At 47.0% G+C, this 15278-nt stretch carries 9 protein-coding genes and 1 pseudogene; 4 read left to right on the plus strand and 6 right to left on the minus strand.

What is annotated here, in order from left to right:
* Window positions 1-109: 109 nt before the first annotated feature.
* The 4 genes from DEH07_03440 (at window position 110) to DEH07_03455 (ending at window position 6292) form a co-directional block, all read left to right on the plus strand.
* A complete protein-coding gene (locus DEH07_03440; protein HBY03594.1) occupies window positions 110-1465 on the plus strand; it encodes a phosphoglucosamine mutase in 1356 nt (451 codons plus the stop codon).
* Window positions 1466-1722: 257 nt separating this feature from the next.
* The gene (gene glmS / locus DEH07_03445) at window positions 1723-3552 is read left to right on the plus strand and encodes a glutamine--fructose-6-phosphate transaminase (isomerizing) (GenBank protein ID HBY03595.1); all 1830 of its coding nucleotides are present in this window, start codon (window positions 1723-1725) and stop codon (window positions 3550-3552) included.
* Window positions 3553-3716: 164 nt separating this feature from the next.
* Window positions 3717-5333 (plus strand): hypothetical protein, encoded by a 1617-nt coding sequence (locus tag DEH07_03450; protein HBY03596.1) that lies wholly within the window; start codon window positions 3717-3719, stop codon window positions 5331-5333.
* Complete coding sequence (locus DEH07_03455) at window positions 5330-6292, plus strand: hypothetical protein (GenBank protein HBY03597.1); 963 nt, start codon at window positions 5330-5332, stop codon at window positions 6290-6292. Before DEH07_03450 ends, DEH07_03455 begins: the two co-directional genes overlap by 4 nt.
* Before the next feature lie 361 nt (window positions 6293-6653).
* Here DEH07_03455 and DEH07_03460 read toward each other — a convergent pair whose 3' ends face one another.
* From DEH07_03460 to DEH07_03485, 6 genes and pseudogenes are all read right to left on the minus strand, one after another.
* Complete coding sequence (locus DEH07_03460; protein HBY03598.1) at window positions 6654-8036, minus strand: radical SAM protein; 1383 nt, start codon at window positions 8034-8036, stop codon at window positions 6654-6656.
* Window positions 8037-8206: 170 nt separating this feature from the next.
* Window positions 8207-8899: a hypothetical protein gene (locus DEH07_03465; protein HBY03599.1), complete on the minus strand. Its 693-nt coding sequence runs from the start codon at window positions 8897-8899 to the stop codon at window positions 8207-8209.
* 285 nt (window positions 8900-9184) lie between these two features.
* Window positions 9185-9655, minus strand: a pseudogene (locus DEH07_03470) (hypothetical protein).
* A 244-nt stretch (window positions 9656-9899) separates the two neighbouring features.
* The gene (locus tag DEH07_03475) at window positions 9900-10667 is read right to left on the minus strand and encodes a hypothetical protein (protein HBY03600.1); all 768 of its coding nucleotides are present in this window, start codon (window positions 10665-10667) and stop codon (window positions 9900-9902) included.
* Window positions 10668-10795: 128 nt separating this feature from the next.
* Window positions 10796-13885: an AcrB/AcrD/AcrF family protein gene (locus tag DEH07_03480; GenBank protein ID HBY03601.1), complete on the minus strand. Its 3090-nt coding sequence runs from the start codon at window positions 13883-13885 to the stop codon at window positions 10796-10798.
* A gap of 4 nt (window positions 13886-13889) precedes the next feature.
* Window positions 13890-14999, minus strand: coding sequence for an efflux RND transporter periplasmic adaptor subunit (locus DEH07_03485; protein HBY03602.1), 1110 nt, complete (start codon window positions 14997-14999; stop codon window positions 13890-13892).
* Window positions 15000-15278 lie beyond the last annotated feature (279 nt).

Below are 15278 nucleotides of genomic sequence, written 5' to 3' on the forward strand. Positions count from 1 at the left end.
GACCGTATTTTTCATATTAAATATAACAGACGGCTAACAGACATATAACAAAGGTTATAAATTTGGAAATTGACGCAATAATAGACAATGATATATAATTAGTTAATTTATGGAGGTGCATACCGGTCATGGGGTAATGTTCGGCACTGATGGAGTAAGAGGAATCGCCAACCGGGAGTTAACTCCCGAGTTAGCCTTGAGCCTGGGCAGGGCAGGCGCTCATTTTCTGTCATTAAAAACCCCCGGCGCTCCTCTGGTTATTGGCCGTGACACCCGTATTTCCGGTGATATGCTGGAATCTGCCCTGATTGCCGGAATGTGTTCGGCGGGTGTAAACGTGCTGAAAGCAGGTATCCTGCCCACGCCAGCCATTGCCTGCCTGACCCGTCTTACAGGCTCTTGCGGCGGGGCTGTAATTTCAGCGTCGCATAATCAGGTGATGGATAACGGGATTAAGTTTTTCGGCCCGGACGGTTTTAAACTCAACGACGCGGAAGAAGAAGATGTCGAAAGGCTGGTTGTCCATCCGGAGGAGATACCTTACCCGGTGGGGGAACAGGTTGGCGCCTGTCAGGAGATGACTGACGCCTGTGACCGTTATGTTCAGTATCTTAAGAGTGTTGAACCGGTCGACCTTTCAGGATTGACAATTGCTGTCGACTGCGCCAACGGGGCGGCAAGTTCTGTAGTGCCCAAGCTATTGGCAGAGTTAGGGGCGCAGGTTGTGCCGATGTTTCACACCCCCAACGGAGTGAATATCAACGACTCCTGCGGATCAACCCATCCGGAGAAACTCTGCGGCGCCGTACTTTCCAAACGTGCGCACGTAGGCCTTGCTTTTGACGGGGATGCCGATCGCCTGATTGCGGTCGATGAAAATGGAAACCTGGTTGACGGGGACCAGATCATGGTTATTTGCGCGCAGGACTTGAAAGAAAGGGGCCGGCTGTCCAAAAACACTGTTGTCGTAACCGTGATGAGCAATCTCGGCCTGCATCGCGCCATGGATAAAGCCGGCATTGAGATTACCGAAACCCAGGTCGGGGACCGCTGGGTGCTCGAAGAACTGCTCCGCAGGGGCGCCATTTTTGGCGGCGAGCAGAGCGGGCATATCATCTTTTTGGAGGACCAGACTACCGGTGACGGAGCGTTAACAGCTCTGAAGCTGCTTTCGGTGATCAAGCGCAAAGGACTTTCGCTTGGCGAACTGGCTGCGCAGATGTTCCGCTATCCCCAGCTTTTGAAAAACGTAGCCGTTTCCGACAAGCAATCCGTTATGAGCAGCGATCAGCTCAAAGAAGCTGTCTGCAGCTGTGAGCGCAGGCTTAACGGGCAGGGGCGGATCCTGGTCAGGCCGTCGGGCACCGAACAGCTTGTCCGGGTTATGGCGGAGGGAAGGGACCTTGAGGAACTGAACGTAATTGTTGATGAATTGACCGGCGTGATCAGAAAGCTGGTCTATTAATCCAGGAGGTGATTTTTTAAACCGTTTGACAACATGCAAGCGCCTGGACCAGTTTAAGGGATAGACTGGTTGACGAGGGGGGAGCTAATCGAAGTTTTCGGCGGATGCTCCCCGGTAAGTCACAACCGTTAAAGGCGGCACAAATCCGGCGGGCAACCGCCGGGACAAAAACGCCGGGTGACCGCGGGCATAAGCCTTTTACTGCCATGGCTTCAATCTGCCGTGGCTTTTTATTTATAAAAGGAGGACTAATAAAAATGTGCGGTATTATCGGTTATATGGGAAATAAGCAGGCTATGCCTGTTTTGTTAAACGGACTGGCCAGGCTGGAATACAGGGGCTACGATTCCGCAGGTATTGCCCTGCTGGAAGACGGGGAGATTAAGGTTTTTAAACAAGCGGGCAGACTGGCCGGACTTCAGGAGCGGTTAAGCGGCAACGGTTTTTCAAGCACGACGGGAATCGGGCATACGCGGTGGGCCACCCACGGCCGGCCTACCGATCACAACGCCCACCCGCACAGCGACTGCGGCGGCCTTTTTGTGGTTGTCCATAACGGAATCATTGAAAATTATCTTGAATTAAAGAAGTGGCTGATCAGCGAAGGGCATGTCTTTAAATCGGAAACGGATACCGAAGTCCTGCCTCATATGATGGAACATTTTTACAAGGGTGATCTCATACCTGCCATTAGCATGATGACCGAAAAGATCAGGGGTTCCTATGCAATGGTAGTTCTCTCAACCCATGAACCGGAAAACCTTGTCGCTGTCCGGAAGGATAGTCCCCTGGTAATCGGCGTTGGCGACAAGGAAAACTTTTTTGCGTCCGACGTGCCGGCTTTCCTGCATTACACACGCAATGTCCATTATCTTGACGACGGGGAAATTTCCTTGCTCACATCCAACAGGGTTGAAGTCTTCAACGAAATGGGGCAGGGTGTTTCCAAAACAGTTCATACGATCAACTGGGAGGCCGAACAGGCCGAAAAGGGCGGCTACGACCACTTCATGCTCAAGGAAATTCACGAGCAGCCTACATCTTTGAAAAATACCCTGAGCGGACGCATCTCCGAAGACGGCGCCAGGGTGAACCTGCAGGAACTTTCCCTGGATGCGGATGTAATAAAAAAGGTTAAAAAAATATTCATCACCGCCTGCGGCACGGCATACCACGCAGGACTGGTCGGAAAATACGCCATCGAGAGCCTGGCCCGCATTCCCGTAGAAATTGACATCGCCTCGGAGTTTCGCTACCGCAACCTGGTGATTGAACCCGACAGCCTGGTTGTTATCATCAGTCAGTCAGGCGAGACGGCGGATTCGCTGGCAGCCCTGCGCGACAGCAAGAAGAGGGGTATGCCGGTGATCGCGATCACAAACGTTGTGGGCAGTTCAATAGCCCGCGAGGCTGACCATGTCCTGTATACCTGGGCGGGTCCGGAAATTGCGGTAGCGTCGACAAAAGCTTATACCGCCCAGATGATGAGCCTGTACCTGCTGGCCTTGTACATGGCCAATGTCCGGGAGACCATCCCGGAAGAGGAAAGCCGTCAGCTTATCGGGGAACTCCTTTCTCTGAGCGGAAAGGTCCAGCAGATTCTGGACAGGAGCGCGGCGATCAAGAAAATCGGCCTCGGGTACCAGCAAAGCAAGAGCATCTTTTTCATCGGCCGGGGACTGGATTACGGTGTGGCCTGCGAAGGTTCCCTGAAGCTGAAGGAAATCTCCTATATTCACGCCGAGGCCTATGCCGCAGGCGAGCTCAAACACGGGACCCTTGCCCTGATTGAGAAAGACGTCCCGGTAGTGACCGTGGCAACACAGCCGTTTCTATTTGAGAAGACCTTTAGCAACATTAAAGAAGTAAAGGCTCGCGAGGCCGACGTCTTCGCTTTAGCCATGGAAGGACTGGACGAGGTGGAGAAAGAAGCCAGCCAGGTGTTCTACATTCCGGAGACACATCCCCTGCTGACGCCTATTCTGTCTGTCATCCCCCTCCAGCTGCTGGCCTATTACGTATCGCTGGCTAGAGGCTGCGACGTTGATAAACCCAGAAACCTTGCCAAGAGCGTGACTGTGGAGTAAGAGGCATAAGGCAAATAATAACCATATAATAACATAGCTGGGATATAATAGTTGTTTCGAGTTGTGGAATTCTACACAGCTCGAATTTTTATTGACATGGGAATGGTAAAAATAAGATAATTTATTAAAGGATCAACAGCTTCTTGACTGGAAAGGCATCAATCGTGGCAAATCCCGATGGAATAAAAGCCAACAGAGATATATCCGCAATAATGCGAAAAGTACGGTCGAGTGATACAAAACTCGAAGTAATGTTTCGTAAGTCTCTTTGGAACAGAGGGTTTAGGTATAGAGTGTGTCCGGTAAACCTGCCCGGAAAACCTGATGTTGTTTTATCTTCAAAACGTCTGGCAATTTTTATAGATGGAGATTTTTGGCACGGTGGACAATGGCAAAAACGAAAATTATCAGCCTTGGAAGAACAATTTCAGGGGACAAGCTCGAAGGAATACTGGTTAAGGAAAATCCGCGGCAATATGAAAAGGGACTGCGCCGCAACGACTTCTCTGTTGTCAAAGGGCTGGACTGTTCTTCGATTCTGGGAAAGCGAGGTTCAAAAGAATTTGGAGAAATGTATTGAACTGACTTTGGAAGTTGTAAAAAAAGAGGTTGAGCCGACTAAACTTTCGCTTGTTCCGCAAAAGACTTTTGCCGAATTTTTTGCGGGAATAGGTCTTATGAGAATGGGTTTAGAACGTCAAGGCTGGAATGTTTCTTACGCCAATGACATTGATCCTCAAAAACATGAAATATACAGATCGCAATTCAACGAATGTCAATCTTTTACATTGGGTGATATACATCAAATTCCTGAAGAATCTGTTCCTACAGTTACATTGGCGACGGCTTCTTTTCCATGTAATGATCTATCTGTCGCTGGAGCGCGAAACGGATTATCTGGTAAGCAATCTTCGGCTTTTTGGGGTTTTATCCGCGTCATTGAGGAGATGGGCGCGCGCAGACCTCCTATAGTTTTGCTTGAAAATGTCGTTGGTTTTTTAAATTCCCGCAAAGGTGAAGACTTCAAAGAAGCTTTGCTTGCGTTAAACCGACTCAATTACGAAGTCGACGCATTTATTCTGGACGCCGCCCGTTTTGTGCCCCAAAGCAGACAACGTCTTTTTGTGATCGGAACATTAAAAGAATCCAGCATATGGGAAGTTCGGGAAACTCTTCGGTTTTACGAAAGTGATGTCAGGCCGAAAGCATTAGCGGATTTTATTTTTATGCATCCTGAAATAAAGTGGAACATACGTAATTTGCCGCCACAACCTGTAAATGAATCAACCATAGAATCTATTCTTGAGGAAATACCCGAAACTTCATCGGAGTGGTGGAGCAAAAAGAGGAACGAATATCTTTTAAATCAAATGAACCTTCGGCACAGGAAAAAAGCGGAGGAAATGATAGCGGGAGAAGAGTATTCTTATGGAACAGTTTTTCGCCGTGTCCGGCATGGCAAATCAATGGCGGAGCTAAGAACGGATGGTCTGGCCGGGTGTTTGCGAACCCCGCGCGGCGGCAGCGCAAGACAGATTTTATTCGTTGCCGGAAAGGGCAAATACTTTGCAAGATTGCTTACTCCCCGTGAATGTGCCAGGCTTATGGGCGCGGATGATTATAGAATAACGGTTCCCGTTAACCAGGCCCTCTTCGGATTTGGAGACGCTGTATGTGTGCCGGTTATAGAATGGATTGCAAAATATTACTTAAACCCTTTAGTAAGCGAGTTGATTAGGGGGCGTCCACTTTATCCAATTCGAAAAGAGGTTAGCAAGTGAAATCAAATGAAAAGTTCATTATAGCATTTCAAAAATGGTACAGTGAATTGCCAATACATAGACCGAGTGGTGGACCGGCCAGGGGAACAATTAGCGCCGCTCTTATAGTTCTTGAAAGATTAAAGAGTGATTTTAACCTTAACTTGGATTCGCACAGAGCGGCGGGACAGTCGCAAATAAAAGGAGTTAGCGGAACGGCGGTTGCGCGCATATTGGCTAATCACGGAGAAATGAGGCCCTTTATAAAAGAAGGGGGGCGTACCAACCGCGGAGGACCGGGAGATATTGGTAAAATGTTGAGTTTTATTGCTACGATGCGCCTGGAAACCAAAACGACGGAAGAAAGAAATAAAATTCTTGATATACTTCAGTCGTTTTTAGTTGATAAAGTACGTGAATATCAGAACAGGCAGCGCTTAAAAGTTATTTATGAGCCATCCAGTAGCACATGGCAATCTATTCATAATCTTCTTGCCTTAGCTCAAGAACAAGGCAAAGAAGGTCCTGTGGCCCAATATCTTGTAGGAGCGAAGCTCGGATTAAGATTTCCAAATTTACAAATTGGAAACAACTCCTACAGCACTGCGGACGATCAGCTTGGCCGCCGGGGGGATTACGAAATCGGAGATACGGTTTTCCACATAACCGTTGCCCCAATGCCGGCAATTTATGTAAAATGCAAAAGTAATATTGAAGCAGGTTTAAGAGTTTATCTGCTTGTTCCTGATCGTTGTTTAATAGGCGCTAAACAAAACACTGAGGCTGTTGTTGCAGGAAAAATTGTTGTCGAGTCGATTGAATCATTTGTTGGACAAAATATCGAGGAAATATCCATTTTTAAAAAGGATAGGATGAAGGAAGGATTTCTGCGTTTATTGGAAACTTACAATCAGAGAGTAAATGAAGTTGAGACTGATAAATCAATGCTGATTGAGATACCTCAAAATTTACTAAAATAATAATCTGTTTTTTCAGCCAGAAAGAGACTCGAATAAGTCAAGAAGCTGATGCGGGCAAAAGCTAATGCGGGGACGGGGTTGTTGGCACACTATAAACAAATGTCACATGGCTAAATGTTTGATAAACGATCCATAGCACGGGAATTCGGAAATTGCAGGGACAGGTACTCTTGATTTGCTTTTTACTAAATCAAGGAACCCGTCCCTTTACCTCATTTGTCCCCATTATTTATTTTTCTTGCGTGAAAAGAAATCTTTTAGTGATTGCCACATCTTTTTAACGGTATCCATTAGTTTCACCTCAAATACAAGTTGTAACCTTTAAAGTAATAGTAAGGCGGTCAGATCAAGCGCTTTGCTGTCAACCACTTTTTGCCAGGTATTTATTCTGACGCTCTTTCCAGATGCCGTCAGCAACGACACCCCAGCGTTCCGCCTTTTGGTCCAGAGATACGGCCGTGGGGCCGTCCAGGATCGTTTCTGCTCCCGGGTGGGTAGGGCGGGCTCCCGATTCGGTCACAATTACCCGCAGCGCATCCGGATTGTCGATGATCGGACAGGGCCGCAGATGGTTTTCGCAGAGGGGCTGATGCTTCTGGAATGAGGCGAATAAGGGTGAATGCAGGACTTCCAGCAGGTTCTTGTCTCTAATGTTGTCTACGGCGAAGTGGACGAAGCCGCAAGGCTCTACGTCTCCGGCGGCGTTGATGTGAAAATACCGCCGACCACCGGCGATACAGCCGCCGGTCATTTCTCCGTCGTTCCAGAAATCGCCCAGCATGATCGGCTTATTGGCGCGTATGTAAGGGATACGCTCAGCCAGGTAAGCCCGTTGTTCCGGCGTCACCATCATGTCCGGGTTGGGATCACGCCCTATAGGGATATAATGAAATAGCCATCCGTAAGAGACTCCTTTATCGACCAGGAAGTCGATGAAGTCATCACTGGTCACTTCCATTACGTTATCCCGTGTGACGGTAATTGACACCCCGAATATGGCCCCTCTTTCCTTTAACAGGTCCATGGCCTTTATTGCTTTACCAAATACGCCGGGGCCACGGCGGCCGTCTGTGCGTTCCTGCCAGCCCTCCAGGCTGATAGCCGGTGATAGATTCCCCGCCTCTATGATTTTGTCGGCCGTCTCCTTATCAATTAACGTACCGTTGGTATAAGCCATAAACGACATGTCGTTGTGCTTGTTAACCAGTTCGAACAGGCGAGGGTAAACGAACGGCTCCCCGCCAGACATAGCTGTCCAGTATATACCCAGTTCCTTAGCCTCGGAAAAGAGCCGGTCCATCCTTTCAAAACTAAGCGAATCCTTTTTCGAGTATTTGCCGGCCCAGCAGCCATCGCAGGCAAGGTTGCAGGCGCTGGTCGGGTCGATCAGGAAGAGGTTTGGTATATGTACTCCATGTTTTTGCGACATCTGCTCCTGTTTTGGAATGCCGAAAATCATGGCGTTGATGAACCAGTTATAAAGCAGGCGTTGTTTGATGTTGGGATGTGTCGTGGTGAACAACCGGTTGGTAAAAAACCGGACGGATGGATTCTGTTGGTAGGCTAGGGCTATCTGCTCTGCTTGTTCCTTGTGTTTCTTCTTGATGGGGAGCAGCTTTGTCAGCCCGATAATTTTCGGTAAGTTTACTTCCGGGTCTCTTTCAAGGTAGCCAATGGCCTGGCGAAGGACCTGTTCCTTTACAAAGTTTTTAGCGAAATCAAGATTGGCTTTTTCCCTATACATACCTATTAAACCTCCCGATTAGTATATTTTACCTTCCATGGTTATGATTGCTAGAGGGATGCAAGATCACCTCCTAAGGTGAATTTGATAAGTGTACGACAAGATATCTTTGAAAGATTACCCATATAACACAAATAACCCAAAAGGCCAAAATAATGCCCAAAAAAATTTTATGTTGTCCTTTCTAAAGCATCACTTAAAAATTTTACCAGTAACTTATTCTCTTTGGCGCTGAATTCCGAAATGTATTTTTGGAACTGGCCGACTTCGTCAGCCAGCCTGTCATTTATGACGTCATGCATATTTTTGACCGTTGCTCCCAGTGCCGTGCCGGCGAACAAACTTAGAATCAAATCAGGTTTCGGAGCTAATTGGAAAAGATTTCTCATTATCTTTATGGACTTGGCGCCCAGATTTTGAATGTGGATAGTTAACACGGCTATTGTATAGGCGCTGATTATTATCGGCGCCTCAATGGCCGGCATCTCTTTCAGAAGGTCATCAATAATTTTTTTTGAGCCGCGCTCTTTAATATCTTCAAATATGCCAAGAAGTTTTTCTCTTGCAGCTTGCCATTCTTCCATATAATCAATTCCTTCCTTTTCCTTTAGGAATACTTCTCTTGCTTTTGATGTTGGAAGAAAAGCGATAGTTGAACGTCCCGGGTTTTTTTCTTCATGACTCACGTTGTACTCACTGCGCAAATAATCTTCTTTCTCTAATTCCTTTAAGATATCGTACGCTGTCCATTTGCTGACTCCCAACGCTTCGGACACAGTGATATAGTGTACGGGCGAACCGGTAGCTTCGTGTATTTTTATAATTTTGGATAAAAATTCTTTTCTTCTCTGAGTTAAAGTCAATTATCTCACTCCCGTTAATAATCCCCCAAAAGACCAAAAAAACCATATGTATAGTAACTCGTTTTTAAAAGCCTGTCAAGAGAAATTTACCGAGACGGGATGCTGGGTTTAACTGACGCGGGGACGGAGTTGTTGGCACACACAACCCATTGGGAGCCGTCATGATTTTATATTAATCCCAAGACTGTTAAAAACAGCCTGTTCCAAGGCATGATGAGATAGATGAAAGACTTGCAAAGCACATAATAAAGGAATAAGAATTAGAATAACAATCCAGCCAAACATTTACTTATATTCTATTCCATTGAATTCGCACCATTCACGGGCGATTTCGCACAATGCTTCATATTTGTAAGCATACCAGTCTTTTTCGAGTCCATACCGAATAGTAAGATCTTTGAAACGGCGAAATGCTCCTCTGCCTTTTATCGCAGAGCACAATTAATTTTTAAGTTTTTCATTTTCCTGCGAATAACAAAAGTCCTCCATAATCCTGTAATCGTTCACTTCATCCTCATCAGGCAGTTCTATATAATCATCCCAATTATCCAGCACTGTTAATGCTTCGCGAATAGCGTCTTGCTCCCAGCCCAGATATTTACTAAAATCATCATCTTCTTCTGAATCCTCGGCTATAGCCATGTATTCCGTGAGAATTTCAGCAATTTCACCTGTCTTTTTGTTCAGGTAACATACACACCCTTGTGTTAAACAATCTAGTTGATCGGCGATTTCTTTCAAGCTGACCGGTTTCATATCTTTATCATCCTTTTCATTGCTTACTCTTCATTTTCCGAAATATTCCGCTTATGCTTAACTTTTCGGGTGTAGTCTTTAATCGATTTATGGGGACGAGTACCTGTATTGAACAGGGCTCGTGTTCTCCCTTTACGGATAATGGTTAATTTCTTTTTCATCGTGTTCTCCTGCTGAAGAAAGTCCGCGTACCGCGGTGCGTGCCACGGGGACGGGGTTGTTGACATACTCAGCCGGTATTTGCTTATAGAGTAAAAGCAGGTTCGTTGGCCAAGGATGTGATAAGCTCTTCCGCCAGCTTTTCCTTCTCTGTCTCTCCGGTGACAGCAAGCCATACCGAGCCTTCTGCGCCAGAGACGCCGCCTCCCGCGACAAGTTCGGCGATTGCCCCGGAGAGAATTGAGATTGCTTCAATTTCGGTGATAACCTCTCCCGGGACCGGAAGAAGACGCGGCCCATGGGTCCCGGGAGCATTGATCTTTACTGCCAGTTGATCAAGATTGCCTGAGATGCGCTTTTCTAATCCGACAGGCAGCAGCAGGCGTACGCGTCTTCCGATAACAGACTGCAGGGCGGCTGTTGTTGTGCCGCCACTGGGATGACCGATGAGAATGGCAGCCCGTTTTTGCCGCAGGTCGAGAGAATTTGCTCCCTTTAAAATAACGTCGCCTTCCTTCATGTCGTCAACTATATCAAAAATAGTTTTCCTTTGCTGCCATTTACCCTTCATAATTACTACATCGCCGGGGAATCCTGTTTCATCCGGAAGTCTTCCCGTTTCAGTTACAGGTATGCCGGGCGGGAGTGTAAGGCCGCGAAAAAAGCGCCGCCTGTTAAATCCTGCCGCCTGGCCGGACAGGTTTAGTATTTCCTCGGCAGCATAGCCGTTTGTTGTACCTGCGATTATTACGATGGTTCCCGAACGCAGAGCGGTTTGCACCGCAGGGTGGACGGCAATTGCTTTGGCAATTAATCTTTTGCCTGCCGCCGGTGTAAGAACGGTCTGGAACATGCTGTTTTTCCTTTCTGTATTAGTATTACAGAAGCTGTTCCCGTGAAATACATATTCCATGCATGATCAGGTTGATCAGGTTGGCCTTTTCTTTTTAACAAAATCTTCTTTCAATAGCCTCAGTGACTTCAGTCCGCCGCCTTCGCCACTACTTTTAGCTTCTTTTTCTTGCTTGCAGAATTTCTCAGGTCATCCACCACAGTGTATATTATAGGGACTATCAGAAGGGTTAAAAGTGTGGATGAGATCAGCCCTCCTATAATAGCGAAAGCCATAGGCTGGCGCATCTCCGAGCCGGTTCCCATAGCCAGAGCCGAGGGGAGCATGCCGAAAATCATAGCTAAAGTAGTCATCAGGATCGGCCGCAGGCGGATCAGGCCGGCATTCAGAATGGCCCCCTTGCGTTCCACACCGGCGCTGCGCTGCTGTTTGATAAAATCCACCAGCAGGATGGCGTTTTTTGATACCAACCCTAAAAGCATGATGATGCCTATTCCGCCGACGACGGTAAGGTCGCTGCCGGTTACAAACAGGGCCAGCACGGCTCCGATTATGGCAAGAGGCAGGGCGAACATAATGACCAGCGGATCGAGGAAGCTTTCAAACTGCGCGGACAGAATTAAGAACATGAAAAGTATTCCCAAAAGCATTGCCTGTAACATGCTTAGAGCGCTTTCCATCATCATTGCCTGGTCCTCGCCGGCGCCGATGCTGATGCCTTTGGGCGTTTTCAGTTCACTGTTTAATTTTTTCATAAAAAGATTGCTGAATGTTCCCATAGATATACCGGTATAATTTGCCTGAAGCTGTATTTCCCTGGACTTGTCATACCTGTTTATAGTGGAGGAAGATGTTGTAAAGACCTTCCTGGTTACCTGTTCAAGTGGGATCATCATCAGCCCGCCGCTGCCTGGGTTTGAACTGGGTATATATATTCCGTCGAGGCTGTCCAGGTTTTTACGCTGTTCATCTTTTAACCGGACACGGACATCATAACGGTCTTCTTCAGTTTCGTACTGCCCCGCTACGACCCCATTGTATAAAGTGTTCAACGTATCGCTTACCGCCGCGGGACTAACTCCCAGATCGGCAGCCACATCACGGTCAACATCCAGCCTTTCTTCAGGTTTTCCTGCTTTGCAGCTCAGGCCCACATCTACTGCGCCGGGAACATGGTTCATGATTTGCTTGGCCTTCTGGCTGTATTCCAGGAGTTGATTGAAATCATCACCTTTGATGTGATACGAAATCATCTTGCCCGAGGATAAAGATACAGAAGGAGAGGTCACTACCGATAAGTCAATCCCGGGAACCTTTCTTAATTCCTCCCGCATTTTTACGCCGATTTCATCTGCGCTTTCTTTTCTGTCTTCTTTATCCGTAAGCTTTATGCCAAGGCTGATACTGTCCGGCTGCACAGTTGTATATATATAACGGACTTCGGGGTTTTTCCGGACTATCTTTTCAAAAATCCTGGCTTTTTTATCAGCCTCATCAAGAGCCAGTCCTGAATCCAGACCGGCGCTGATATTAATCCACCCCCTGTCCTCGTTGGGCGAAAAACCTGTCCCCATTTGCGGAATCAGAGCCAGGCTCAGGAGAAACAAAACCGACACAACGGCAAGGGTTATAGCGCGGCGGTTTAAGACTTTACTCAGCAATCTCTGATAATAACCGGCTAAAAGGTCGAACAAACGGTTAAACCAGGCCAAAAACCTTCCTACAGGCCCCTTAACGCCGCTTTCTTCCGCCTCCAAATACCTGGAAGACAACAGCGGCGCCAGGGTAAAAGAAACAAACAGGGAAACCAGTACACTGAAGATAACCGTAAGACCGAATTCGACAAGGAATCTTCCGATTAATCCGCTCGTCATAGCTATCGGCAGGAAAATGGCCACAACGCTAAAAGTGGTGGACATTACCGCCAGGCCGATCTCGCTGGTGGCTTCCTTTGCTGCCTGCAACGGGGTTTTCCCCATGCGGATGTGCCGGACGATATTTTCGATGACGACTATGGAATCATCGATCAAGAGCCCGACAGCCAGCGAAAGGGCCCCCAGAGTTATAAAATTCAAGGTAAAATTCATGAACTTGAGGATGGCGAAGGTAGTAATAATCGAAGTCGGCAGGGAGATTGCGCTGATCGCTGTGCTTCCCAATCTCCGTAAAAACAGGAATACTATTATGACTGCCAGAATGCATCCCTCAATCATGGTCTTTTCAACATTCCTGACCGATTCGCGGATGTCCTTGGAATTGTCGTTGACAATGTGAATTTTTACCCCGGCAGGCAGAGCGCTTTCAATACTTGCTAATTCTTTTTTGAGGTTGTCGGATACGGCTACGGTGTTGGCGCCGGACTGCTTGACGATGTCTATTCCGATACATTCTTTGCCTTCGTAATAGGATAAACTTGTTTGATCCTTAAAGCCGTCGACAACTTCCGCCACATCCCGCACACGGATCTCTGAGCCGTTGCGGGTTGCCAGCAGGATATCATTGAAGTCGTTAACGTTCTTGATTGAGCTGTAGGTTCTTAAGGTGATTTCCCTGGAGCCGTCCGAAACTTTCCCGCTGGGAATGTCAAGGTTATCCTTTCTTAAGCCGCTCAACACTTCCGCTGTGGTGAGGTTCAGAGCGGCCAGTTTTTCCTTGTCCAGCCTGATTTGAATTTCACGTTTTTTGTCTCCGTAGACATCTATTGACCCAACCCCGCTGACTGTATTCAGTCTTTTGGTGATTGTGTCATCCACCAGCTCGGATAAATCATTGTTTTGCTGTTTTCCCGTGACTACCAGAGATAAAATCGGCCTCGCGTCTATATCGAATTTTGTAATAACCGGCTCGTCAATATCCTGGGGAAGCGTGCCGCGGATGGCGTCCAGCTTTGTGCGGACATCCTGCGAGGCCTCTTCCTGCGGTTTTTCCAGGGTAAATTCAATAAAAGTAAAAGAGTACCCTTCACTGACGGTGCTTGTTATGTGCTTGACTCCGGATATTTGCCCGATTGTTTCTTCGACTTTTTTGGTTATCTTGGACTCGACCTGATCCGGAGAGGCGCCCGGCAGGGAAACGCTTACACCCATATAAGGTATATCAACTTCGGGCATATCGTTGATGGATAGCCCAAGAAGTCCGACTATGCCCAGGGCGACAAGTGCGATAATTACAACGAAGGCAAAAACAGGGCGTTTTAAGCTGACATCGGTCAGGCTCATCTCTTTATTCCCCCTGTCCGCTTACAGAAACCTCATCCCCGTCCTGCAGCATGTTAAGATTGGTGACAATTACTTTTTCGCCTGCTTTCAATCCGGAGATGACCTCGGCCAGATTATTTTGAGTCTCTCCGATTGTTACGGCGTGTTTGCGGGCGACACTATTTTCAATGGTGAATACAGAGTAATTGCCTTCGGCGCCGGTCAGCGCTTTCATCGGGATGACGACTTTTTCCACAGTCTCGTCAACCGGTATTTCAACATAAGCAAATTCACCGGGATGAAGCTTTCCTGCTTCATTACCAACCTGGACCTTGCAGTCAAATACCCGCGCCGAGACATCTGCCGCGATATCAATTGTTTTGACGACGCCTTGATATCCTTTGGTATCCTCCCTGGAAAGCTTCACGGTGGCTTTTGATCCTGCTTTTACTTTGTCCAGGTCACTTTGTTTTACTTGGATTACGGCGTACAGCGAGGCAGTGTTCTTAACCTTGGCCAGAACATTACTGGGAGAAACAAACTGGCCGAGGACGACTTCTTTTTCATCCACTGCGCCGCTTATAGGGGATCTGACGACAGTGTCTTCCAGAGTGTCCTGAAGAATTTCAATATTAATCCTGGCCGATTCCAAATCAACCTTGGCCGTCTTCAGGGCTGCTTCCGCGTTTTCAAAATCGGATTTGGATACAGCGCTGTTGTCATAAAGCTGCTTAATCCTGTCATAGTTGCGTTGGGATAAATCCAGGTTAAGCTCCAGTTTCTGTAAATTGGTTTGAGCGGACTTCAACTGGTTTGCAAGATCCTGATCGTCTAGCATAACCATAGGTGCGCCCTGCGTCACTTTTCTGCCGTTATCAAACAGGATCTGGACGACTTTTCCGCTTATTTTGCTGCTGACAATTCCCTCTTCCTCAGGTTCCAGAGTAGCTTTAAACGATAAAACGGAAGCATTTTTAACAGTCTTTGCCTGCTGCGCCTCGACATAGACCTTGTTGCCCGCAGATGCCGGCGCAGGTGTCTTCTTGGCTGTCACCATTTTAAAAGCCCAAAATGCTCCGGCTGCCAAAACTATTATAATTATTGGTATTAAAATTATTTTCCGGCTTATTTTCATTATTCTTTTTATCCTCCCCTTCCCCTGAAAAACCACTTCTTATTCTAAGCTAACCAACCAGCAGATGAATATCCTGCAAGAATACCAACGTTTGTTTATTATCTCTTCACTGCAGCCGGATAATTTTCTTTGCTTCTTTTATTTATAATAATCACTTCCAGAAATAAATAAGAAATGTATTTTAATGGTTTCTTAATTGAACGAACGGTCGGTCAAGCGCTATTATTTTATTAACTTTTTTCCTTTATTGCAAGTAAAAAATAATAATGTATATTTCTT

The organism is Desulfotomaculum sp., assembly GCA_003513005.1.
In the GTDB taxonomy this organism is placed as follows: Bacteria; Bacillota; Desulfotomaculia; order Desulfotomaculales; family Nap2-2B; genus 46-80.

Bases quoted from the DNA above. Each gene is read 5' to 3' on its own strand.
- DEH07_03460 (HBY03598.1), bottom strand. From the start codon at position 8,036: ATGTATAGGGAAAAAGCCAATCTTGATTTCGCTAAAAACTTTGTAAAG.
- DEH07_03480 (HBY03601.1), bottom strand. From the start codon at position 13,885: ATGAGCCTGACCGATGTCAGCTTAAAACGCCCTGTTTTTGCCTTCGTT.
- DEH07_03475 (HBY03600.1), bottom strand. From the start codon at position 10,667: ATGTTCCAGACCGTTCTTACACCGGCGGCAGGCAAAAGATTAATTGCC.
- DEH07_03440 (HBY03594.1), top strand. From the start codon at position 110: ATGGAGGTGCATACCGGTCATGGGGTAATGTTCGGCACTGATGGAGTA.
- glmS (HBY03595.1), top strand. From the start codon at position 1,723: ATGTGCGGTATTATCGGTTATATGGGAAATAAGCAGGCTATGCCTGTT.
- DEH07_03485 (HBY03602.1), bottom strand. From the start codon at position 14,999: ATGAAAATAAGCCGGAAAATAATTTTAATACCAATAATTATAATAGTT.